At 53.6% G+C, this 23419-nt stretch carries 18 protein-coding genes, 3 tRNA genes and 2 pseudogenes; 8 read left to right on the plus strand and 15 right to left on the minus strand.

What is annotated here, in order from left to right; all coding sequences use genetic code 11:
* Positions 1 to 163: 163 nt before the first annotated feature.
* Both BMX66_RS02960 and BMX66_RS02965 read right to left on the minus strand, forming a co-directional pair.
* The gene (locus tag BMX66_RS02960; RefSeq protein WP_090878213.1) at positions 164 to 1948 is read right to left on the minus strand and encodes an ABC1 kinase family protein; all 1785 of its coding nucleotides are present in this window, start codon (positions 1946 to 1948) and stop codon (positions 164 to 166) included.
* 295 nt (positions 1949 to 2243) lie between these two features.
* Positions 2244 to 2921: an HNH endonuclease gene (locus tag BMX66_RS02965; RefSeq protein WP_090878215.1), complete on the minus strand. Its 678-nt coding sequence runs from the start codon at positions 2919 to 2921 to the stop codon at positions 2244 to 2246.
* Between the two features lie 553 nt (positions 2922 to 3474).
* Between BMX66_RS02965 and BMX66_RS15270 the strand changes: the two genes are divergently transcribed.
* On the plus strand, positions 3475 to 3915 hold the full coding sequence (locus BMX66_RS15270; protein ID WP_143058186.1) for a hypothetical protein: 441 nt from the start codon (positions 3475 to 3477) through the stop codon (positions 3913 to 3915).
* Between the two features lie 238 nt (positions 3916 to 4153).
* Here the strand turns inward: BMX66_RS15270 and BMX66_RS02975 are convergent.
* From BMX66_RS02975 to gltX, 3 genes are all read right to left on the minus strand, one after another.
* Positions 4154 to 4229 (minus strand) — tRNA-Glu (locus BMX66_RS02975).
* 50 nt (positions 4230 to 4279) lie between these two features.
* A tRNA-Ala gene (locus BMX66_RS02980) sits at positions 4280 to 4355 on the minus strand.
* 125 nt (positions 4356 to 4480) lie between these two features.
* Positions 4481 to 5878, minus strand: a complete 1398-nt coding sequence (gene gltX / locus BMX66_RS02985) for a glutamate--tRNA ligase (protein ID WP_090878219.1) — start codon at positions 5876 to 5878, stop codon at positions 4481 to 4483.
* 199 nt (positions 5879 to 6077) lie between these two features.
* On the opposite strand from gltX, the gene BMX66_RS02990 reads away from it, so the two are divergent.
* Positions 6078 to 6152, plus strand: a tRNA-Val gene (locus BMX66_RS02990).
* Positions 6153 to 6182: 30 nt separating this feature from the next.
* On the opposite strand, the gene BMX66_RS02995 is transcribed toward BMX66_RS02990, so the two are convergent.
* Positions 6183 to 7946, minus strand: coding sequence for an ATP-dependent nuclease (locus tag BMX66_RS02995; RefSeq protein ID WP_090878221.1), 1764 nt, complete (start codon positions 7944 to 7946; stop codon positions 6183 to 6185).
* 196 nt (positions 7947 to 8142) lie between these two features.
* A pseudogene (locus BMX66_RS03000) lies at positions 8143 to 8983 on the minus strand (IS5 family transposase); the annotation flags it as partial.
* Positions 8984 to 9474: 491 nt separating this feature from the next.
* On the opposite strand from BMX66_RS03000, the gene BMX66_RS03005 reads away from it, so the two are divergent.
* Positions 9475 to 9933 (plus strand): PEP-CTERM sorting domain-containing protein, encoded by a 459-nt coding sequence (locus tag BMX66_RS03005; RefSeq protein WP_090878223.1) that lies wholly within the window; start codon positions 9475 to 9477, stop codon positions 9931 to 9933.
* A gap of 122 nt (positions 9934 to 10055) precedes the next feature.
* Positions 10056 to 10970 (plus strand): c-type cytochrome, encoded by a 915-nt coding sequence (locus tag BMX66_RS03010; RefSeq protein WP_090878225.1) that lies wholly within the window; start codon positions 10056 to 10058, stop codon positions 10968 to 10970.
* 131 nt (positions 10971 to 11101) lie between these two features.
* Here BMX66_RS03010 and BMX66_RS03015 read toward each other — a convergent pair whose 3' ends face one another.
* The 3 genes from BMX66_RS03015 to BMX66_RS03025 all read right to left on the minus strand — a co-directional run bounded on the left by BMX66_RS03015 (position 11102) and on the right by BMX66_RS03025 (position 15482).
* Complete coding sequence (locus tag BMX66_RS03015; RefSeq protein ID WP_090878227.1) at positions 11102 to 13021, minus strand: S41 family peptidase; 1920 nt, start codon at positions 13019 to 13021, stop codon at positions 11102 to 11104.
* The gene (locus BMX66_RS03020) at positions 13014 to 14588 is read right to left on the minus strand and encodes an amidohydrolase family protein (protein WP_090878229.1); all 1575 of its coding nucleotides are present in this window, start codon (positions 14586 to 14588) and stop codon (positions 13014 to 13016) included. The genes BMX66_RS03015 and BMX66_RS03020 overlap by 8 nt, the downstream gene beginning before the upstream one ends.
* A gap of 72 nt (positions 14589 to 14660) precedes the next feature.
* Positions 14661 to 15482 (minus strand): uracil-DNA glycosylase family protein, encoded by an 822-nt coding sequence (locus tag BMX66_RS03025; RefSeq protein ID WP_090879773.1) that lies wholly within the window; start codon positions 15480 to 15482, stop codon positions 14661 to 14663.
* Positions 15483 to 15623: 141 nt separating this feature from the next.
* Here BMX66_RS03025 and BMX66_RS03030 point away from each other — a divergent pair, with 141 nt between their 5' ends.
* A complete protein-coding gene (locus BMX66_RS03030) occupies positions 15624 to 16433 on the plus strand; it encodes an ion transporter (RefSeq protein WP_090878232.1) in 810 nt (269 codons plus the stop codon).
* A 123-nt stretch (positions 16434 to 16556) separates the two neighbouring features.
* Here the strand turns inward: BMX66_RS03030 and BMX66_RS15935 are convergent, their stop codons facing one another.
* A complete protein-coding gene (locus tag BMX66_RS15935; protein ID WP_255398784.1) occupies positions 16557 to 17180 on the minus strand; it encodes a hypothetical protein in 624 nt (207 codons plus the stop codon).
* Positions 17181 to 17341: 161 nt separating this feature from the next.
* Here BMX66_RS15935 and BMX66_RS03040 point away from each other — a divergent pair, with 161 nt between their 5' ends.
* Complete coding sequence (locus BMX66_RS03040) at positions 17342 to 18589, plus strand: PA0069 family radical SAM protein (protein ID WP_090878234.1); 1248 nt, start codon at positions 17342 to 17344, stop codon at positions 18587 to 18589.
* A 184-nt stretch (positions 18590 to 18773) separates the two neighbouring features.
* Here the strand turns inward: BMX66_RS03040 and dnaQ are convergent, their stop codons facing one another.
* From dnaQ to BMX66_RS03055, 3 genes and pseudogenes are all read right to left on the minus strand, one after another.
* Positions 18774 to 19511, minus strand: coding sequence for a DNA polymerase III subunit epsilon (gene dnaQ / locus BMX66_RS03045; protein ID WP_090878236.1), 738 nt, complete (start codon positions 19509 to 19511; stop codon positions 18774 to 18776).
* Positions 19512 to 19667: 156 nt separating this feature from the next.
* A pseudogene (rnhA, locus tag BMX66_RS03050) lies at positions 19668 to 20117 on the minus strand (ribonuclease HI); the annotation flags it as partial.
* A complete protein-coding gene (locus BMX66_RS03055; protein WP_090878238.1) occupies positions 20114 to 20890 on the minus strand; it encodes a class I SAM-dependent methyltransferase in 777 nt (258 codons plus the stop codon). The pseudogene rnhA and the gene BMX66_RS03055, both read right to left, overlap by 4 nt.
* Before the next feature lie 165 nt (positions 20891 to 21055).
* Here BMX66_RS03055 and gloB point away from each other — a divergent pair, with 165 nt between their 5' ends.
* Positions 21056 to 21844: a hydroxyacylglutathione hydrolase gene (gloB, locus tag BMX66_RS03060; RefSeq protein ID WP_090878241.1), complete on the plus strand. Its 789-nt coding sequence runs from the start codon at positions 21056 to 21058 to the stop codon at positions 21842 to 21844.
* 232 nt (positions 21845 to 22076) lie between these two features.
* Here gloB and BMX66_RS15940 read toward each other — a convergent pair whose 3' ends face one another.
* The gene (locus BMX66_RS15940; protein ID WP_255398785.1) at positions 22077 to 22202 is read right to left on the minus strand and encodes a hypothetical protein; all 126 of its coding nucleotides are present in this window, start codon (positions 22200 to 22202) and stop codon (positions 22077 to 22079) included.
* A gap of 37 nt (positions 22203 to 22239) precedes the next feature.
* Between BMX66_RS15940 and tal the strand changes: the two genes are divergently transcribed.
* Positions 22240 to 23373 carry a transaldolase gene (tal, locus tag BMX66_RS03065; protein ID WP_090878243.1) on the plus strand — a complete coding sequence of 378 codons (1134 nt, stop codon included), beginning with the start codon at positions 22240 to 22242 and terminating at the stop codon, positions 23371 to 23373.
* Positions 23374 to 23419: the final 46 nt, after the last annotated feature.

The following is a 23419-nucleotide window of genomic DNA, read 5'->3' on the forward strand; positions in this document are numbered from 1 at the left end:
AGCTCGTACTACCACGTTACTGCTATATCGCTACAAATTAAATTCGAGGGTAAATCATATCGTATATTCTCGCAATAAAAAATTTGCGGATTCAATATGATCATGGGAATCGGCCCAGCCGTCAGGATGATCAACTCTGCCAAGCGGGTCGCGGGGAGCCTGTTCAAGGCTTTTTTTGCCGATCAGCCTTGTTGCTTCGCGAAATGGAAAGCATCAGCCATACCCCTCCGACCGTTGCGCATAAATAGCCGATCAGCCCGAACAGCGGCAGTCCCAACAAAGTGGGTCCACCCGACACCATCATGATAATGGATGAGCCGACGATAATGGCCGCGACGACAATGCCAATCACCAGCCGATTGGCCGCGCCGCCCAGCTGATCGCCCAAATATTTGAGTTGCGCAAGCTCAATGTGAAGATCCAGTTTGCCTTGCCGCGCAGCCCGCACCAATTTGGAAAGATCGCGAGGCAAGTCCGCAACCAGGCTCGTCAGATCAGACGCGACTCGCAAGCCTCGCTTGGTAACAACGGACGGCGCATAATGGGCGCGCAGGGCATCCCCCAGCAGGGGCAACGCCTCCCCGGCAATATCAAGATTTGGATCGAGCTCCCGCCCCATGCCTTCGAGCGAAATAAAGGCTTTGAAAAAGAGCGCAAGATCGGAGGGCAAATGAAGCCGATGCCCGCGCAGGATGCCCACAAGATCGGCGAGCATGTCGCCAAGCTTGATTTGTTTTAACGGTACGCCTACGTACTGATCGACGAACGTCTGGATTTCCGCCGTCAGCCTCTTCTCGTTTACTTCGTCATCGCCGGTCCAGCCGAGCAGTACATCGGTGACACGCGGCGCTTCCTGCTCCACGAGTCCCAATAGAAGCAGGATCAATTGGTGGCGCCGATCCTCGGTAAGTCTCCCGACCATTCCGAAATCGATAAAAGCGATGCGGTTGCCGGAGAGATAAAATACGTTTCCGGGATGGGGATCCGCGTGAAAGAATCCGTCGATAGTGATCATCTTGATTACCGCGGCGACGCCGCGGCGGGCCAGAACCTTGCGATCAAGGCCAGCCCGATCAACAGCGGCAAGGTCACGACCAGGGATACCGTTGATATATTCCTGCACGCACACACGCTCAGATGTCCATCGCCAATAGACTTTGGGAATAACAATGATCGAAGACGCGAAGGACTGGCCAGTCGCAAGTGCTTCAGCGGCATGATCATGAGGCTGATGGGGTGACTGAGGTGAAAAAGCTGAATCTGAATACCCCTCAAAATTGGCGGCGATCCGTTCCGCGTTCCGGCATTCGGCTCCAAAATCAAGCTCGCGCCGCAGGGACTGCGTAAACTGCCCGACCACTTCCTGCCAGTGAAAATGGCTCAATTCGGAGTTTCCCGTTTCAAGGACTTCCGCGAGCTTTGAAAGCCATCGCAGGTCAGCTTCGACGACCGTTCGGACACCCGGCCGCCGCACCTTGACCACTACCTCGCTGCCATCTTCGAGGCGCGCGCGGTGCACCTGGGCTATGGATCCCGCTGCCAGCGGATCTGGATCGAACGCAGTAAATACCTCTTCGGGCGGAGCACCGAGGTCTTCTGTAAGCTGCCGATGGATCTCGGGATAAGGAGAAGGCGGCGTGCTGTCCTGGAGCTTGCTGAATTCGACAATCCACTCGGGATCGAAGAGATCGACTCGCGTGGCGAGTATCTGACCCAGCTTGACGAAAGTGGGTCCCATTTCCTCCAGCGCTCGCCGGACTCGGGCATGCGTTTCGAGCTGAGCCAATTCTCCCGGCTCACTCCAGTGCAATGCGCGGCCGGCTGTCTCCAGCACGTTGGCGAGCCCCATTCTGCGTACCATATCGCCAAAACCGTGGCGGATCAGGATCGAGGCAATCTCGTGCAGACGTCCGAGATCGCGTGCTGCCGTCAGTGCTTGCCAGAGCATCAATTGTCCTTCGAATCTGTTAGCTTCATGAACACTAAGACTTCTATGCGGTTTTCAGCATGATGCATGAATGAATGCAACCATCAGTTGGCTTATTCCCTCGCATCATCCCTTTCAACCACCCTTGCTCCGTAATTGCGCCTGGTGTTCCCTCTGATTAATATCGTGTTGATAAGGATCTTGACGGCTTCGCTACGCTTTAGTGAGGGTTTCACTACGCTTTTAGCTATCCTTCACAAGCCGCTTTCTATATGGAATTCAGCAGATAGTCGAGTGAAACGCAACCCCATTTTGGCTAATCTCGAATCAACCTTGCAATGTTATCGTATAACCAGGCTGACAATGCCTGAGCATTGAGACCATAATGTATTTCGCGATGACAATTGGGACACAGCGCAACCGCATTGGACACGGCGTCCGGTCCACCTTCCGTCAATTGCCGAACATAATGCAGTTCCAGATAGGGGAGACCGTCAGCACCATTAAACGGTGCGGGTTTCTCGCAGCATTCACAAATTCCCGCTGCTTGTTGTAAAACCCAGGCTTCAACGGCCGCTTCCCGCTGGAATTGAGTAATCATTACGCGCCTGAATTTCGGGCTGGGATTGCCGTTTGGCTTGGAAAGGTTCTTTTGCCGGGCTTCCTCTCGAACAGCGATCCCGAAGGCAGTCCGCGTCACCGCCTTTTGGCCTTCGAGTTTTGCCAGTAATCTTTCGATCTGGTCCGCAACGTCAGCATCAACGTTTTTTGCGGGTCTGACACCTGTCAGCCAGCTGCGCCCCATGAGCGAGAGCACGTAGGAAATGTTTTGCATCCCGCGCTCGAACGCCTTCTCGCTTCGGCCGAACCTCTGCGCCAGCTTGTTGTAGTACTGCTTCTTTACAATGAGCTGACCAGCGCGCTCGTTACGCTGCATCTCGACATAAGCTTCAACAGAAGCTTTCAGTTCCTTGTTATTCCAGTCGTCATTCATGCGGTAATGCTGCCAACATAATAGCCTGTCAAGCAATTCCAACTTCGGCGAGTCCCGTTGTGCCGCCGTAAATATACCCGACCACAACAATATCTCTAAGTTCTGCGACTATAACGTTAATACCGTAGAAGCTTCGAATTCTCCAGCATCCGCAAAGTCGAATCCACCGAAATCAACCCCTAGCCAGACGATATAGTCTCTTATACCGCTTCCGCGCCTTTACGTGCAAGAAGCCGCTACGCATCCCCGCTGGGCATCCCTCGTCCTTGATTTCCTTACTTTTCTGGACGATTTCAGTCGCACGATTTTCAGTTGTTCATTTGAAATTGGCTTCCAGCTTCCCGCATTCCCCAATATAACCCTCAAACCTCCCTTGATACGGGGCGTCAGTGCGCCATCGCACAGAATCGTTCAGCTTCTCATTCCTAAAATTGCTTTGGAGCTATTCCAATTTTTATTCCGCATCAAGTAAAAAAATAGAGGTCAGTTCCAACAAGAGGAAGGAAATTTCTTACCGCCCATCACTTTCTTTTTACTTCGATTGGAGTTATCTATGAAACATTATTCGACTTTTAGCATCGCGGCCAGATCGATAGCAGTGCTTGCCTTTACTGTTGGCTTCACTGTCGGTTCAGTCGGAGCCGTTCACGCACAGGAAAGTATGCCTGATCCGTATACTTCAAGCTCAGACTCGCCTGCAAAATCTGGCAAGACGAAACAGGCGCCTTGCGGCGGGCCTAGTGTCATAAAATGCCCTGTGGGCATGTCGTGTGTTGATGATCCTGCGGACAAGTGCGACCCCACCAAGGAGGGCTTGAACTGTCCCGGGAATTGCGTGGCAGGATCAGGGGAGAGTAAAGTCAAGCAACCCTGCGGCGGACCCACCAGAATTGCGTGTATCGGCGGCATGGTATGTGTAGACGATCCCGCCGATAACTGCGATCCCACCAAGGATGGACTTGACTGCAAAGGTCTGTGTGTGACTCGCCCATAACAATTTCCATCGTTGGCGCTGTTTGACCGTTGCTAGAACGCTGGGCTCGTGAGGCAGAAGGGAGGAGTCTGCTGTGGTTGGTCCCTTCTGGCTTCCTGGCCGCCACAAGGTCCCTTGATCCGATTATTCGGGATATGCAGAACTGCTATGGAATGCGGTACAAGATTGACAGACTGACGCATTTCGATCCCGCCACTCATCCGATCAAATTTTAAACCGGATGAAAGTGGAGATTTCGTGGCGTCCCCAAGGGGATTCGAACCCCTGTACTCACCGTGAAAGGGTGATGTCCTAGGCCACTAGACGATGGGGACTAAAGAACTTTTTGAAACCGGTTGCAGCGACTTGCGAAATTACAAGATACTGGTGGAGGTAAGCGGGATCGAACCGCTGACCTCTTGCATGCCATGCAAGCGCTCTCCCAGCTGAGCTATACCCCCGACAAAATGAACGCGAATTATACTGAGCCGTCCCACCCCAGTCAACGTAAAGCAGCAGTAATGGCGCAAGGCCCTGAAACCCTAAAAGCAGATCGCGGGCGCTGACCGGCGGGACGTGCGCTAAGTCAAGCGGGAAAACCCGCCAGTTGGGCATCCATGCGTTTAAGCGTCTCTTCTCTGCCAAGCAACTCCAGCACGGCGTTTATTGAAGGCGTTTGCGCTGTACCTGTCACCATTACCCGCAGCGGCATGGCTACCTTGGGCAGCTTCATGCCATGTGCCGTCGCAGCATTCTTGATTGCGTCGTGAATTGCATGACTATCCCATTCGACTGCGGCGAGCTTCTCCCTCAGATCGAGAATCGGCGGTCTTGCTTCGGCGGTGAAATGTTGCACCTTGAGCTCATCGGCGGGCTCCAGTGGTCGGAAGAAATATACCGCTGCATCCGCCAATTCCGCGACCGTGCTTGCCCGCTCCTTGAGCAGATTTACCACATTCGGCAAATTCGACAAGCCTGGCCCTGAAGTGTTACAACCGTCCGCCTCAAGAAAGGGCGTTACCAATTCGGCCAACCGGGCATTGTCCGCTGTCTTGAGATATTGCTGGTTGAGCCATTGGAGTTTTTCGGGATTGAATTTCCCCGGCGAACGGTTAATGGATGAAAGATCGAACCACTCTACCAGTTGTTCGCGGCTGAATATTTCTTCGTCGCCATGCGACCAGCCCAGCCGCGCCAGATAATTTATCAGCGCTTCGGGCAGATAGCCATCTTCACGGTACTGCATTACTGAAACCGCGCCATGCCGTTTGGACAGCCGCTCGCCATCGGGTCCCAGTATCATGGGCACATGGGCGTACTGCGGCAATGGCGCACCCAGGGCTTTCAAAATATTGATCTGGCGCGGAGTATTGTTGACGTGATCATCGCCACGGATCACATGGGTGATATTCATGTCCAGATCATCAATCATCACACCGAAGTTGTAAGTTGGCACGCCATCCGCACGCAATAGCACAAGGTCATCCAGTTCACTGTTGGCTACGGTAATTTCGCCCTTGACCAGATCGTTGAATGTCACCTCCCCGTCCAGCGGATTCTTCAGCCGCACCACCGGCTTCACCCCGGCAGGGGGCGTTTGCTTTGAATCGCGCCAGCGCCCGTCATATCGGGGTTTCAGTCCCTCCGCGCGCTGCTGCTCGCGCATCGTATCCAGCTCTTCCTTGCTGGCGTAGCAGTAATATGCCTTATCCGAACGCAGCAACTGTTCTGCAACTTCATGATAGCGAGCCAAACGCTGCATCTGGTAAAACGGCCCTTCGTCGTAATCCAGCCCCAGCCAGGCCATGCCGTCAAGTATTGCCTGAGTGGACTGCACAGTGGAGCGTTCGAGATCGGTATCTTCAATCCGCAGAACGAATTTGCCGCCGTGCCTGCGAGCATAAGCCCAGGAAAACAGCGCGGTGCGCGCACCGCCAATGTGGAGATAACCGGTGGGACTGGGAGCGAAACGGGTGCGGATCATGAGATGGGTCGTCGAGGCTAATATCGACTGAACAATTGTAAGAATCCGCTATTTTACGTTAAAGCTAAGTCAGCAGTGCCTTAACATTCCTGTATACATATTCGTAGTCTCACCCGCAAGGGCGCGTTGACCAAAATCTGGGATTTATGCTCTAATTGCGCCTCCTTCAGCTGTTATCCTTTCAGATAACGGCAGCAACGGGCGGTTAACTCAGCGGTAGAGTGCCACCTTCACACGGTGGAAGCCACTGGTTCGATCCCAGTACCGCCCACCATTTTAGGTAAAACATATCATTCTGTTACTGTCATTTTTCATCAAAGCGAACGCCCGGATTAGATTCACGTATAAATCCGATAAGCCTTTCTACCTGATCTTTCAAGTCTAGTAATGTCAAATCTGAGAAAAAATTATTAACAATAAACTTCGCGATATCGACTTTTGAAGCCATTGATTTTTTTTCACTTTTGGTTAAAATCGACAAACAATTATCATACCGACCGAACTTAGACAGCGCCTTCGCCGATGGCCTCGTCTTTTTGATTGCTTCTTTTAACTGATCTGGCGCTATATAGTTTTCGATCTCTCTGCCCGCAGTAATCCACGTGTAACCCGGTCCAGCATCAAACTCTTCTTTGAGACGGTGTTTGGTAGCATTGACCGCGGCCCCAGCTTTGGTGGAGTCGCTGTCTATTACAATTACACTTCTTCTATTTAGCCGGCGCAGCGAAATGAAGTCTTCGATAATCTCATCGATATCCTCCCCAGAAAGGTGCGATGCCAGCCTACCACCATAAAACATGATGGAATAATGAATACCTTCGACGTACACAGTTGAGGAAGTATTAATCCAGTAATTTAAATAGATTCGATCAGAAGGACCTTCAACCCATATGATGCAGTTTGACTGCAACAAATCGGACGGATGGTATCCAAGGTCCTCACAAATAGCTGACCTATGTATACTGGATGTAACCCTTTTTACATTGGACTGATTATTCTCTAAACTTATATGGTATATCTCCGCACCTGGAGTATCCATGAGCGCTGCTGAATGGGTAGTAATAAAATATTGATTACTGGTCACCTCAAATAAATATCGAATAAGTTTTTTTTGAAGAATAGGATTTAGATGCAGTTCCGGTTCCTCGATGCATATGACGGTGTCAGTAGGAATAGTAGCTGCTGCGGCCAAAATAATCACTTGGTGGATGCCTGTTCCCAACGATTCAAGAGGCAAAGTTTTTCCATCCATATGTACCAATATAGTATTTCGCTGATGGGGAATTTCAATTTCCGCTGTTTGATTATCTGTAATCTTTCGCAGAAACTCGTTAATATGGTTGAATTTCTCACGATCATGTTGATTATGAACATCTGGATTTTGTAATTTTACTAGTCGTTCGATTATGCCTTCGCCGCCAAAAGTTTCTGAAATAGTTCCTTGCTTACCTACTTGCCTTATCGCTGGAATCATTTCCGATCTGATACTTTTGAAATGTGGTTGCAAAGCATTAAGAGATTCGGGATACCAATGTTGATCTCTCCCTCCACCAGATTTATCGACCAGTGCTTGCCACAGGAAGCGAATTTCACTATCGCCTAGAAGGTCGAAAGCACTTTTCCAGTTGAGCTCGACTAACCTTAACGTAAGGTCAAAATCAAACCAAGCAGATGAGGTATTATCAATTTTTGCTTTTTCTTGTAATACCCGAAGTACATATCCAGCTGCTTGGTTTTTCCAACCCTGATTCTTAATTCTTGGGGCGATTACAGAATAGAATTCACTAAAATTCCCTTGCCCATCTTTTTCTAAAGATATCGATGTGCCTGCAAGAAATTTGGCGCCTAAAGGAATATGACTATCAATTCGATCGAGATTCAGCGGGGTTTTTTTTGAAAAAGAAGGATATAAATAATGCAAGAATCTGAGTATGTTGGACTTGCCGCTATTGTTTCGACCTATAAAAAGATTAACCTTTGAAAATTTTTCAAATCTCTGTATTTGATTTCCAAAGCTTCTGTAACCCCCTATTGACAAGGATTCAATAAGTACCCCTTCCTGATCCATCTATAATTATTCCTATCAATATTTTTTGCATTTGCTGAAGATACGTAGGACGTCGCACTATTTGGCTCGACCCAACTATTACGGCAGTTCAAATTTTTTCTTCAGAGCTTCTCGAATAGCAGCTAGGAGACTATCGATTCAGCGTACATAAGCCATCGATGGGCGGTCGTTGTTACAACAAGGCAAAAATCGTTTTTTGCCGCTTGATCACCCGGAACACATGTTCCACCCGTGCCCGGATGGAGGCATGTTTGCGGTTGCGCTGCTTCTGACTCGCCGAGAGATTCTGACCTGGCTTGCGTTTGTCCTGCACGCACCAGCGTATCCCTAATTGCCGTGATCCCCGCTTGTATTCCTCACTGGTATAGCCTGCATCGCCAAAGATGACCTCGTCTTGCGCCCGCAGCAGCTTCGGCAGGACGTTGATGTCGGCTTCATTGGCAGCGGTAATTTCGACACTGTGCACCGCCCCTGAATCCACGTCCGCCCCAATATGGACCTTCATGCCAAAGTACCATTGCTTGCATTTGCGGGTCTGGTGCATCTCAGGGTCACGGGCCTGCTCCCGATTCTTGGTCGAACTTGGGGCATGAATGAGGGTGGCGTCCACCATGCTGCCTTTCGATACCAGCAGCCCTTGATCCTTGAGGTGCATATTGATTTTCTCCAGCAGTCCCGCCGTCAACTCGTGCTTCTCCAACAGATGCCGGAAGTTCAGTATCGTGGTCTCGTCCGGAAGCGCATCGGTGACTCCGCCAAAGCCGGCAAAGCGGCGCATGCTCTCGATCTCATACAGGGCATCTTCCATCTGCCGGTCTGACAGATTGAACCAGTTCTGCATGCAGTAGATGCGCAACATGCTCTCCAGCCGCATGCAGCAGGCCCCGCCGCCCGCGCTCGGGGTAATAGGGTTCAATGCGCTGCAGCAGTGCTACCCACGGCACTACAGCTTCCATCTCGCTCAGGAAAATCTCCTGGCGCGTCTGACGTTTCTTGCGGGCATAATCAAGATCGGCAAAGGTGGTTTGGCGAGGCATGGCGTATATAAAAAGTTGTCAGGATGCCGCTATTATCTCAAATCTGGTGATTTGTTCAGCGCTTCCTTAATATTCTGGCCATGCCGCCATATCCTCTGACAGACCTTCCTCAGCAAGCGCCCGCTCAAAGCTCGGATCAGGTTCATGGGTCAGGGCCTATCCATGAAGTCTAAAAAGCTCCAGTCCTTGCTGGCCCCTTCGCTGGCTAAAGCCCGGTAGTCGTGCATGAGTCCCTCGAGCTCGAGCAACTGGCAATGCGCTCAATACGTTCATGTTACAAGTAGTTCATGTATGCCCCTCCGTCAGCAGTTGTTGGTAAACCGACAATGGGTGTTGCAGGAAACGTGACGCAAAGCTTTCAAACAAATTGTTAAATATCCTACACAAAAGGCCGTTAAAGGGGGAACTGAGGGTACTTGTCATCGTCCTCTCTATCACTCGGCGTCGCTGCGAGGTTTTATTTAGTATCGGGTCGTGGGAGAAAACAAAATATGCAGGTAACAGTCCTGATTGCAGCATTTGTTATCGTGATGGCAGCGGGGCCAACGCAGGCGGGATTACTATCCCCCGTGGTCAACTCAGAAACCACGGTAGGGACAACCTTAAATACTGTCATAGACGCGACGACGGAAGTTAACGCCGAGACAAGCGCGGGAACAACTCCGGATAGTAACGAGGAGGTTACATCCGACAGTACAGCCGCCGTTTGGGTCCCACCCCCAGGTCTGCTCTCGGACGAAACGATTGCGTCGATAAGCGCCGGACTCAGCGCCGACACCGCAATTGCCACGGTAGATATTAATGCGGATTTAAATATCGGATCAACCGTAAATCGCGTTTCGGAGCCTGGCACAATCCTTCTTGTCGGCATTGGCCTTGCTGCACTGATCACAACAACCAGGCAAAAGGCCCGAACGAGACAAGTGACTATCAACAGGGAAAACTTATGAAAGTGATAATCCGCGAGACTAAACCTGAAAGATAAAATTCTTCACGCAAGTGGCTCAATAGCCTGCTACTGCCGTTTCTGATACTGTTCACTGTGACTCATTGAGCTAATATAGCCGAAAACATGCAACAGAGAATATCAGTGTTACGACAGCGCCGAACGCGCGCTTTCCAATCTTTTCTGCTCCTGCTTACCAGTTTTTTTGCCCTCGCACTGCCGCTCACTTCAGTATTTGCAGAAAATTTCCCCAAGGTGAAGTTCAAGAGCGGGGACAATGCGGTCAAGGAACTCTCGGTGGATGAACTCCGCCGTCTTGCGCCCGAGGTGTCACTAAAGGTATTTGAGGTCCACGAGAGGCAAAATGGGGGTTATCGCGTGCTTCCGGCGCGGACGGTATTTGACAAAGTTTTCGGCAAGAATTGGGAACAGGCGCAGGAAGTCGTGTTCACCTCCATCGACGGCTATCAACCCAGTGTTCCCGTGAAAAAATTTCTCGCCCACCATGCCTACTTTGCCTTCGCAAACGCGGATGCTACGCCATTTACATTAACGAACAGGCTTCAGAATAACGAGGTCGTAACCCTCGGGCCGCTTTACCTCGTTTGGGATAATATCGGTTCGCAGGCGCTGCTTGAGGCTGGGGCGTCCGACATGCCGTATCAAATCAGGGCCGTCGAACTCCAGTTCAAGGCGCCATTCCCAAACATGATTCCACCACCGCGTGCGGAGCCAGAAGTGCAGCGCGGCTTCAGTCATTTCCGCCAGCACTGCGCGGCCTGCCATACGATAAATGGCGATGGGGGCGGCAAGGCGCCGGAATTGAATTATCCGGCAAGCGTGGTGGAATACATTGAGCCGGAGTATCTCAAGCGCTGGATCATGGCGCCCCAAAGTATCCGGTACAACACGACGATGCCGGGGCTTGGGAACGAGATTTCCCGCCGGGAAAAGGTTACAGAAGAAATTATCGCTTATCTCAAGGCGATGAGTACCATCAAGCGGGCGCCAGAAAGTGTAAAACCTGTAGAGCGCCAATAGCGTAGCGTTATAGCACCGTATCTTTCGCGGTATGGATGATCTTCTGTGCAGCGGATGGAACCCGCCCTACCGCTTGTCCGTCGAGTTGGGCGGCGGGTGGAACCGTCCTACCAGGCTACGGTCGTATCCTTTCACTTGAGCGACAATTTCCGTCGCTGGCAGATTTCGCCTTTGTGGCGGCCGACAAATTCAATAGTTTCCGCATCTGGTCGCGCCAGTTGCTGTGCTCCATCACTGATACGGCGCACTGCTTCAAATGGACGTCCGTTCACGTACGTTTCCAGTTCCTCCAATCCGCGGGTGGTAACGGTCACGCTACTCTCGTTAAGCTCCACTATCATCGCGGTGCGCGGGATACCTTTGAGGAGGCTGGCACAAAAAGCGATCAAATCCCGGTTTTCGTGGAGCAGATCGTCAAGAGTCATCTCGTACGCAATCCCTGGGATACCCAGGTCTTCGATAGGCATTCCGTCGCAAGCCCCGCACCGGATTGCGCGACGTATTGCCATCGTGTAGCCAACATCCGCTGGCAACGCGTCAAGCTCAAAGGATGTGCCTCGCAATGCCTCGCGAAGGTCATAGTGCGTCCAAACATTGGCGCCGCCTGCACCGGTAGCCTCTCCCACACACACTAGCGTGCCGATCTCGTTATCCACAAAACCCGCGGCAAACAGATCACCCGATGAGTAAGTATTGGGATCCACAACACATACGACAGGTCCGCTGTATCTCTGGCCAATATCATTGCACCAGGTCGGGTCAGTCAATGGCAATGGTTGCGAATAAGGCTCGCCCGTAGAAATAGCCGCCTCGAGCGAAGGCAGCCAGGCTTCAAACTCCATCCGGTTGAAGGGACTGGAAGCCATGGCGCGAGTCATGTGCGACGCGAGCAGGCTGAAGCGCGCCGGCGTTATCGTGTTCGGGGTGAAAAGCTGCAATAGCCGCTCCGCCGCCCATATCAATCCGCCAGGGTTGCCGCGCAAATCGAGGATCAAGCCGTTATCAGGCAACAGCTCCAGCAGGCGTACCACCTCGGCGATGAAGGCGTCATCGTCATTGACATCGAAACTCCAGATGCGCAGATATCCGAGATTCCCGGATGAGCCATTTTTTACGACTCGGGCTGCGAGCGCATCCTGAAACCGGGTCTCGATCCACCTTTCGCCGCGCGCAACAGGGGTTCCGCTTCGATCGGCCTGCCATATGTTTCCCGAAAACATAAGTTTCTTCGTGCGCCGGACGGCTTCCGCCGCCGGATCTGCGGCAATGTACCTTGACGCACGCGAGCCCGGCTGGTGGCTGGTTTGAGCACGATCAGGCTGGACGACCCGCCAGGGAATGCGTACCTCCCGCAGCGTTCGCCGCAGCGGGATGCGGTACCCGATATCCACCATCATCTCATCCGGTGGCGGCCCGCACTCCAGGGCGCGGAATGTCAGGGATTCCAGCGCCCTGGCGCGACGCGCATCGGGACGCCCGCCCGTTTCCCGGTCTGCGTGCAAATCGACGGCACGGGCAAAGGGGATGCTGTTCCAGCTTTCGAGGATTACTCCCGATGTAAATTTAGCGTCGCGTATCAGTTCGGGCGCTGACACTTTCGACACGACAAAGATGGGGTTATCGTAAGGGCCATACTGCTCGACCAGGAAAGGCAGCGCTGCAACGGCTCCCTGCTTGGCCCCTGGACCTGAGTAGCGCGTATGCGCATCACGCAAGCCAGAGACTATCGAAGTAAGCGCCAGGTGAAACTCCCCCTCTGATAACGCAGCCACATGAGCACGCAGCAGTTGCAATGCCTGCACGGGATCAAGCGCGTAGGCAGCGCGCTTTTGGGGAAGATGGCAGTAAACCCCGCCTATTACGGCAATCAGGGTGTCAATAATTTGCAAACGTTCTCCGCCGTCCAGAAGACGTGCCCTGGGGATCCGAAAGTCGGGCCTGGCGCCTCTTTTCGCCCTTTGCCCGGACGGCGATTCGCCAAGCAGGAATTCGCTTAGAAGCTGCCCCGTCTGGGCTTGAAGAAGCGTGACATTCAGGTCTTGATCAATCATAAAAATCGGCCAGTCCTTCGAGCAATCCATCATGAAAGCCGCGGCCGGGAATCGAAGCAAAGAATTCTTTGTCATGCGCGAGCGGTTGAATTGGCGGGACACTGATCTTCGACAGATCTTTCGGAAGCCCACCGACCGGTACGCGGCCGGTGGGCATATCCAGCGCCAGGCGCAATGGCGGGGGTTCGCCTGAGCGAATGGCGGCAAAGGCAAGGCGCCGCGCGCTTTCGATTGCTTCCTTTGGGTCGTCACGGACTTCTTCCAGTCGTGCGAGAATTTCCTTGTAAGACCACGGCTCGCCGTTGCCTTCAAACCTGGTTAGGGCAAGACGGCGCGTTTCACCATTGATGGCAATCATGCTCGTTTGTGTGACGCCTGCCTGCCGCATAAGCCGCTCAGTTCCGTACTGTGGCCGCCCATCCACCACCACGAGCTGCACGTCCGCTTCGGTGGCGCGAAGAATTGTTTTGAAGGGATCGGGTCGAGAACCGGCTTTTGCATTAGCAGCAATCACGGCAACATCGCCCAGTGCCCCGGGTTCCAGGCGACCCGCCTGCCGACTCCATGCCTGGGCCAGTACATCCCCTGGATTGGCGGTAATCATTTTGACCAGATCGAAGGCAGAAAGTCCCCATCCCTTCACCTCGCTGACTAGAGACGCCACCTTCAATTCACCCAGCACATTTCGTGTCCCGGATGGCCCCCAGTCCGACCCCACGCAGAGATTAATCTTTCGTGCCACCGCGGCCGGAACATCGGTGGTGGCGCCATACAGCCACAGGTTCGAGAATGGGGACCAGACAATCGCACCTGGTTCGCCCCAAGTACCGTATGACGCGGAGTCGATGGCGTTGGTATGGATAGCGACCAGCCGGCGCTGCAGGCACCCGGCGGTGTGGGCCGCGCGATATTCGCGCTGGACGATTGAACCGGGACTTCCCTCGGCACAATGATAAATAAAGGTAGCTCCCTGCCGCATGCTGATAGCCCTCTCCCCCAGTTGCTCGGGTTTGAGTGTAAGAGTCGATGCGAGCACCTTGTGACGCCCGATCTCTCCGCCTAGGGTTTCATCCTCGATATTTCGTACAAGCCATCCATCTAATGGACGATTGCTTGGGGGCGAGCCCTGAATGCTGGTGGTGCCGCCGATCAGCGCGCGAATCTCGGCGTAGGCAAGCAGTTCTGCCGGCGCTGCCTCGATAAACGCGTAAGCAGGCCAGGTGACGCTCTCGGGATAGGTGGGCCGCGTGGGCCAGATGTCATGGTGCTGGAAGGGCACGGTTCGATTGGGCTCAACCCACAGGGGAAGTGTGGCGTAGGCAAGATGACTGTGCAAGTCGATAAATCCAGGAACGACAAGGTCAGTACCGGCATCAACCACTGGGGCATTATCGAAGTCAGCAAGGTTCATCTGCGAGCCGGCTATGGACGCTGTGCCTTTTGTTACCGCCGCAATGCGCCCGTCATTGCCGATCCATACCCTGCCCTGGAAGCTCGCCGTCTCACTCGGCGCAACCTTCTGGTCTCCGCTTATTGGAATAATCCGGCCGGCGATGATCAGGCTCATATGTTATAGAGGTATGTAGTCAGCCGTTAGGGGGTTCGCACGCCAATGAAGTGGCACAGGGCGGTGATACCCCTAAGGCGGCAGCACACCCTTGGGCACACGCACCACAATGGTTCTGCGCTTCTCCAGTACGGTCTCGCCCCTCCGGTCTGCCCAGCCTTCCTCGGTGCGCATCCACGCCGGCAGGCCTGGCGGGAGATCATCCGGCGGGATATCCGGGAGGTCATCAGGGCCGAAAGCGGTTCCATACAACTCAATCTCACCCGGCACATCTGGATTCTGAATGACCGGCTTGAGCGCCCGCAATCCATCGTTCCAGTTCTTGAGCATTTTCTCCACCGCTGCTTCCCGCTCCACCCGGCTGCGGGCGGAACTTTCCGGCCAGGTCGGATGCGTCAAGTGCTGGAACGGCAGCGAGCCCTTCGACGCGGCGGCGGAAGAGGCAAGCCAACCCCGCCACGCCAAATTGGCGAGTCCACCGAAGGCCACTACCGCATCGATAGGGCTGCGGTCCAGAACCGCCTTGATCCACCGATTGCGGTAGGCTGTAATCGCGGTGTTTTCGATATGCCTGTTTCCTCCGCCTTGTCCATATACGCTGTAGAGGAAAGTGTTTATAAAGACGTAACTTCGGGTACAACCGAGGCGCTTCAAGAAGCCTTGCGCCCGCTTCCCCGCCGTGCCGACAAGAACCCGCCGCACGATTGCTTCATGCTGCGCGGGGTCCTGGCCAATGACAAGTACGCGGGCACTTCCGTCCAATCGGCCACGATGAAAGACAGGGCCCCATTCCACCCGAAAATCGGCTACAGGATAGACGTCTTCGAGCGGATACTCCGATACAAGCTTAACGAACGGCGGCTTGTAATAGCCGCGATCAAATGGAATAGCCATGGGAGTTGCCCTCATCCGCGTTTTTCAACTGGCGTTGCCCCTATGCGTCTATGCTTAAATAAAGAAACGCCATGTCAATAAGTGTAGGAGACTACCTCCACTTTTGCACATGCTTTTGCTCATTTCGCGAAGGATATGACCATGAACGAACAACCGCTCCCTTCTCAGGACAAAATTGCGAACGAGCGCCAGACGCTTCTCCAGCAACTCCAGGATTGGCTCGAGGCGCCCATGCTGGTGCTGGCTTTCATATGGCTCGCATTGCTGGTAGTCGAAATAGTGTGGGGCCTGAGTCCGTTGCTTGAAGCGGTTGGATACATTATCTGGGCCGTTTTCATTTTCGATTTTGCTCTGGAGCTATGGCTTGCTCCGCGTAAGCTGGACTACTTCAAAAAGAATTGGCTAAGCGCGATTTCCCTTGTGGTCCCGGCGCTGCGCGTATTCCGGATTGTGAGTATTCTGCGTTTAACGCGCCTGGCAAGAATCGGCGGGATGACGCGCGGCTTAAGACTGTTGCGCGTGCTCAGCAGCGTCAATCGCGGCATGCGCGCTCTTGGGGCAACGATGAACCGGCGCGGTTTCGGTTATGTTGTCTTGTTGACGCTGATCGTCACCCTCGCCGGCGCAGCGGGAATGTACGGCTTTGAGAACAATAACGCCGAGGGTGGCGGTTTGACCAGCTATAGCGCGGCCTTATGGTGGACCGCCATGATCATGACAACGATGGGGTCCGAATATTGGCCGCAGACAGCCGAGGGACGTGTGTTGTGCTTCTTCCTGGCGCTATACAGCTTTGCCATGTTCGGCTATGTAACCGCAACCCTGGCCACTTTTTTCATTGGCCGGGATGCCGAAAACGCCGAAGCGGAGTTGGCGGGGGCGGAGTCCGTTAATGCGCTTCGGGCTGAGATCAGCGCATTGCGCGAGGAAATTCGAGGGCTGCATAGATAAAAATGGACGCGAGTTGCGCACATGCCCGAAATAATTTCTTGTCTTCCTGTCGAGGCAGCCCCCATTACCCATCACCATTTGAATTACAGCGGAGACGCGAACCCGTCATCATCAAAATCGACATCAATTCCCCGGCACTTTTGAAAGCTCCATGATCTGGTCGAGTAGCGCCTTCTTCTGCTCCCCCAGCTCCGCATAACGGGAATACAGCCGGTTGAGGTCTTGGGTATGCTGTTGAATACGCTCCCGCCGCTCTCGTTGCAGCCTGATGTTGTCGTCATAGTTCGTCGGGGGTGCATCTCTCACGCCGCCCAGGGCAGGAGGCCCCTGGATAATAAGCGGATGTCCGTCCTGTATCTCGTTACGGCGAAGGTCCTGAATCATCTGGAATTGCTGGTACACGGACTGTTGTTCCTGGTTCAGGCGGTTCACAGCCATCTCCAGCTGTGCCACGCGGGGATCGAGTTTTGGGGCAATGCTCACCGAAGTCTGAGCGAGCGAAGTCTGAGCCAGAACAGAGCCCATTAGACTTGAACCGAGCAGGAACACCGCGAGAATTCTAATTTCTGCCTCCTCTCTATTTATGCAGGGCCGGACTTCACCTTGTACCGCAAACCACGAATTATCGGCAGACCACCGGTGGCCTGCATTCAGCGCTTCATCACGCAAGCGCACGAAGGCAGCGATGGTGGCAGCAAATGCCTGCAGAACACGTCTGCAGCACATGCCGATTTGCGCTGCGCTCACGACCCCGTTTCTGCTGATATAAGAAAATGCGTACAATGAACCAAATGAAAGGGCGGTATTCCAAGATTAACTGTTGTTGCAACAACGCTCGTTATCGTCGTCAGGTAAATGCGCTTGCACCGCTTCCTTCCTGGTTATTATAGAAGATTCACCGCCACGCAATGTCTGATTCTGATCCGCACATAGAACCTGAGCCGTTCATTCAATCGCCCCTGAAAGCGCGAAAAGGGCGCGGCGCGGTAACCAATCTGCAAGGACGTTACGAAACATTGATACGGGAAGATATCGATGACGGATGGTTACATACCGATACTGATACAGCGGATGTGGAGGCTGACTCGAGTTGCGATAGCCCGGCTACGGGCGGCGCAGAGCAGGATAACGCACCTGCATGGAAAACCAAAGTCATCGAGGAGCGGGCCAAGACCATCCTGAGCCGCAATCAGTCTCCCGATGTGCCATTCAGCATCTCGCTCAACCCTTACCGGGGCTGCGAGCACGGCTGTATTTATTGCTTCGCTCGCCCCACCCACAGCTATCTCGGTTTATCGCCGGGACTCGATTTCGAGAGCAAGATTTTTGCCAAGGTCAATGCGCCCGAATTGCTCAGGCAGGAACTGGCAAAGGCATCCTACATGCCGGAGCCGATTGCACTGGGTGTCAATACAGACGCTTATCAACCGTGCGAGCGTGATTTGCGGCTCACAAGGCGCGTGCTGGAGGTATTGCACGAGTGCGGGCATCCTCTGGCGCTCATCTCCAAATCCTCGTTGATCGAGCGCGACATCGATCTGCTCGCGGACATGGCGTCCAGACGGCAGGCGATGGCAGCCGTGACGATAACCACGCTCGATCCCGCGGTAGCCCGTACACTGGAACCGCGCGCAGCGGCGCCAGCCCGTCGCTTGCGCACGATCCGCACATTGACGGACGCCGGGATTCCGGTCGGGGTCAGCGTTGCACCAATCATTCCCTTCGTTACCGATCCTGATATCGAGCGAATACTGGCGGCAGCGGCAGATGCGGGAGCGATCAATGCCGGTTATGTCATGCTTCGCCTGCCATGGGAAGTCAGTCCGCTATTCAGGCAATGGCTGGAGGCCCACTTCCCCGACCGGGCGGCGCGCGTAATGAACCGGGTGCGCGACATGCGCGGGGGCAAGGATTATGATTCCAGTTTCGGCAAGCGCATGCATGGGGAAGGCATATGGGCCGACCTCATCCGCCAGCGCTTCGAAAAAGCTGTTACGCGCCTCGGCATAGGTTTGCGTTCGGGCCGCTTCAAGGGGTTGGATACTTCGCAGTTTCACGCTCCTTCAATTACCTCTGCAGCAGGGCAGCCAGCTTCTACAGCAAGAGTAAAAAACAAAAAAACGGGAAACTCGACTGGACAATTCGAACTTTTCTGACTGCCTATAAAATCTGCGCCTTTTTGGCGAATGGAACCTGGAGCCATGCCACGCTTTACCCACATGTGCATCCTTGATGAGTTACGCTCACTCCATCATGCTTCAGCAAACTTCCCGTTGACTTGATGGATTAATGAATTGGGGCATGTTGCACCATCCTCCATCCATTTGGCGCTAAGTTCTACTAAGCTCCGCTAAGCTCCCCCGTTTGCGCCTCTACAGTCCCGGTGAATTCAAGCTGTTTCCACAAACACTTGCCCTTGCTTTCGCGTTCGATGCTTTCCAGCTGTTTCGCATGGGCTTCCAGTTCTTCGTCGGTGGCGGGCAACACCACCAAATGCAAATCACGCAAGCTAATGGCAAATTCGAGCGCGGATGGAGGCTCCAGATCCATCAGCAAACTGTCTTGTCCGCGGGTCATTGCAAGATAGACTTCCGCCAGCAACTCCGCATCAAGCAGCGCGCCATGCAATGCGCGCCGTGAGTTATCGACCTGATAGCGTTCACACAGCGCGTCGAGATTATTTCTTTTGCCGGGATGCAAATCCTTCGCTATTTTCAAGGTATCGGTAACCGAATGACAACAATCATTCAGTGGCGGCAGCTCAGCCAGTCCCAGTTCATGGTCGAGGAATGCCACATCAAACGCCGCGTTGTGCATGATGAGTTCCGCTCCATCGATGAATTCGAGCAACTCGTGCACGACTTCATGGAATTTCTGTTTGTCCTGAAGAAATTCGGTGGTTAATCCGTGCACCTGCAATGCGCCGTCCTCGATCTCGCGCCCGGGATTGAGATAACAGTGAAAACGGCGACCAGTCAACCTGCGGCTCAGCATTTCGACCGCCGCGATTTCGATGATTCGATGGCCGAGCTTGGGTTCCAGGCCGGTGGTTTCAGTGTCGATAAAAATCTGGCGCATATTTCTGGTTCCCGTTCCTTTCTATTTCCATTCCGCGTGCAAAGGCTTTCTATTGTATTTCTTGATTTATTCGTCGATTCCCTGATGTTTCTTGTCACCCGCCAACGTTGAATTCGTGCGAACCGATTCCACTCGAATCAATTCCACGGAAGAATTTTCCAGCACGGACTGCACTCCGCAATTGGCAAGCCGATCCGCTTGTTCGTTGCCGTCATGACCCGAATGACCACGTACCCACAGCCATTCGATTCGATGGCGCTGTGCCAGCAGATCGAGTTCTTTCCACAGATCGTCATTTTTCACGGGTTTTTTGTCGGCAGTACGCCAATTGCGTTTTTTCCAGGCGTGTATCCACTCGCTGATGCCCTTCTGCACGTATAACGAGTCGGTGTGCAGGCGCACCTCGCAAGGCTTCGTCAGCGCTTCCAGCGCGCGAATTACCGCAAGCAGCTCCATGCGGTTGTTGGTTGTCAGCTTTTCTCCGCCGAATAATTCGCGCCTTCGCCCATTGTATTGCAACAATGCGCCCCAGCCGCCGATACCAGGATTACCCTTGCAGGCTCCGTCAGTATATATCTCGACTACTCCGGGGTGCTTCGCGTTCACTCCTTTCCCTGCCCGGCGGCCCTGCTGCGCGCAGCCCTGCGCGGTTCACTGGTTTCGGCGGCGCCCTTGATCTTCTGCGCAACCGGCGCCATGCTTCTTCTCCTGGCACGCACTTCTTTCCACTCGGGCTTTATAACGCGCATGCCATGAACGCGCTTGACTGCCGTCAGAAAATACACGCCGCCCGAAAATCGCCACCAGCGGCTGCCCGCGGTCTCCATGAAGCTAAACCGCTTCAGCCATTTTTCCTGGCTGAAGGGTGGCGCATAGCAGCACAGGCGGTCTTCGGTAATTTCAAAATCCAGTAACGTCAACCAGTCCTTGAGCCGGGGTAGCGCGATGAAATTGCCGCGCCAGGGAAAATCGTCGTGCGGCGACCCGAATAGCCCTCGCACACCCCATAGGCTGCGCGGGTTGAAGCCGGAAACAATGACATGGCCTTCAGGCATCAGGACCCGTTGGACTTCACGCAGAATCTGGTGCGGATTCGAGCTGAATTCGAGCATGTGGGGCATCAGCACCAGATCGATGCTGTTGGTTTCAATTGGCAGAAAATCCGGGGCCGCCAGTACGGAAGCGCCCTTTTCTGTCCCGGCGCAGAACTGTAACGGCATGCGATTGGCCCGCAGAAAATCATATTGCGGAAATCCGATCTGCATGGCATTGTAACCAAAGACGTCCGCCACGGTCTTGTCAAAATAGTTTTGCTCCCGCTCCAGCAGATACTGGCCCAGGCAGGTTTCAAACCATTTTCCTTTGCTTTTTACTGGCATATATATAATGTCTAGGACAGTCGAAATTCAACCAAGCTCCACGAAATCAACCGGGTCAATCAAATCAAGAGCTGATAGTATTTATTAGACCGACGAACATTACCGTCGGCATCGACTTCACACCTGAATTTTTTTACGCTGAATAAGCATAAGCCGCCAATTATCATGACGCCGCATATCGTTCCGGTTCGCGCATTTACCGATAATTATATCTGGATCATCCGCGACCATTTTCACGCCGCTGTGATTGATCCGGGCGATGCCTCGCCGGTACTGGATTACTTGAGGCAGGAAAAGCTGCAACTCGTCGCGATTCTCAATACGCATCATCACAATGATCATGTGGGCGGAAATGCGAGTCTGTTGCGGGAATTTTCAGTGCCGGTTTATGGCCCTGAGCACGAATCTATTCCCACGCTCACGCATCGCCTCAAAGAATGCAGTGACAAAGAGAGCGAGGAAGGCTGCGCCTATCTTCCGGAATTCTCGCTCAGCCTGAGGGTGCTTGACATCCCAGGCCATACTGCCGGACATATCGCGTATTATGGCGCAAACCTGCTGTTTTGTGGTGATACGCTATTTGCCTGCGGCTGCGGCCGATTGTTCGAGGGTACGGCCAGGCAAATGGTCGATTCGTTGGAAAAACTGGCCGATTTACCCGACAAAACGCTAGTCTATTGCGGCCATGAGTATACACTCAACAATATTCGCTTCGCCAGAACGGTCGAGCCAGGCAACCAGGCGTTGATGGAACGCGAACGGGAGGTTGAGAAATTGCGCAAACAGAATACGCCCACCCTTCCTTCCACCATCGAAATGGAGAAGGCCACCAATCCGTTCCTCCGTTGCGACGAGCCGGAAATAATCCGGAATGCCAGCAAGTATTCCGGCAAACCATTAACGGATCGTGTCAGCGTATTTGCCGCGATCCGCGATTGGAAGAATCATTTCTAGTCAATATTTTTAGTCGCTCCCACACTCGTTGTCGTTGCGCTATCGCGACTTGTTTTGCCATAGGCTGATTGACGCCCCAGCCTTCAGTTGATGTCTTTTGATGTCCTTGCCTCAAGGCTGGGTTTTGCCTGGGGTACTTATCCGCGTACCATGGCCTCTGCATTGGCATGGACGAAGCGGCTGATCCGTTGAATGATCCACGATTTGTATTGTCCCATCATTATGCTTTACTTCAGGAGATGCGCGCGAGCGCACCGCCAATTGCGAAATAAGGCACGTCAACTCCCCCGCGGGTAGCTAAAGTCTCGAACAGTGGTATGGTGCTGTCCACTGCATAGAAACATTCAACCGCGGCCATTTGCAACAGTGCCTATCGCTAAAGGAGGATAAATTACATGAATCCACTGGAACAGTTATTGCAATGCGGCCAATCCATTTGGCTGGATTCGATCAGCCGCGATCTCATCAATAGCGGAGAATTGCAACGTCTGGTAACTGACGACAAACTGCGAGGCCTGACCAGTAATCCCACTATTTTCGAACAGGCCATGACTCGCGGCCACAGCTATGACGATGCGTTGCGGCAATTGCTGCGGGCGGACGACAAGCAAAGCGACAAGGCGCTGTTCGAGGCCCTGGCTGTCGAAGATATCCGCATGGCCGCCGATGTGTTGCGACCCGTGTATGATGAAGCGGATGGCGGCGACGGCTATGTCAGTTTTGAAGTCTCGCCACATCTCGCTCACGATACTGCAGGCAGCATCGCGGAAGCACGGCGGCTTTGGCAGGCTGTGCAGCGCCCCAATCTGATGATCAAGATTCCTGCTACCCCGGAGGGTATCCCGGCGATAGAGCAATTGATCAGTGACGGCGTCAATGTCAACGTCACGCTAATGTTCTCGCTACGGCACTACGAGGCGGTCGCGCATGCATATATGGCCGGGCTTAGCCGCCAATCCGCAGCGGCGCCGAGCGGGTTGAATGTCTGGCCTGTTTCGGTCGCATCATTTTTTGTCAGTCGCGTGGATGTCCTGATCGATCCCCTGCTGGAGAAAATCGGCACGCCGGAGGCGCTCGCTCTGCGCGGCAAGGTCGCTATCGCCAATGCCAAGCTTGCTTATCAGCGCTTCCGTGAAATATTTTATGGCGAACCGTTTGCCGCTTTACGCGATAAAGGGGCTCGCGTGCAGCGCCCGCTGTGGGGAAGCACGGGCACCAAAAACCCTGCGTACTCCGATGTGTTATATGTAGAAGAATTGATCGGCCGGGATACTGTCAACACCGTTCCGCCCAAAACCCTTGCGGCGTTCCGCGATCACGGACGCGTGCGTGAAACGCTGCTGGAGAATATAACGCAAGCAAAGACAGATATTGCGCAGTTGGAAACTCTGGGCATCGATCTCGAGGCCGCTACCGAAAAGCTTCAAAATGACGGCGCGGCCGCTTTTGCCGCATCCTATGACAAGTTGCTGGCCGAATTGAAAAACAAACGGCAGGATATTCTCGCTACGTGCAATCACCCGGCCTGAACCACTCTGGGCTGTCCTTTAACAATCAAGAATACCTAAAGGAGAA

Source organism: Nitrosovibrio sp. Nv6 (assembly GCF_900110495.1).
GTDB lineage: Bacteria > Pseudomonadota > Gammaproteobacteria > Burkholderiales > Nitrosomonadaceae > Nitrosospira.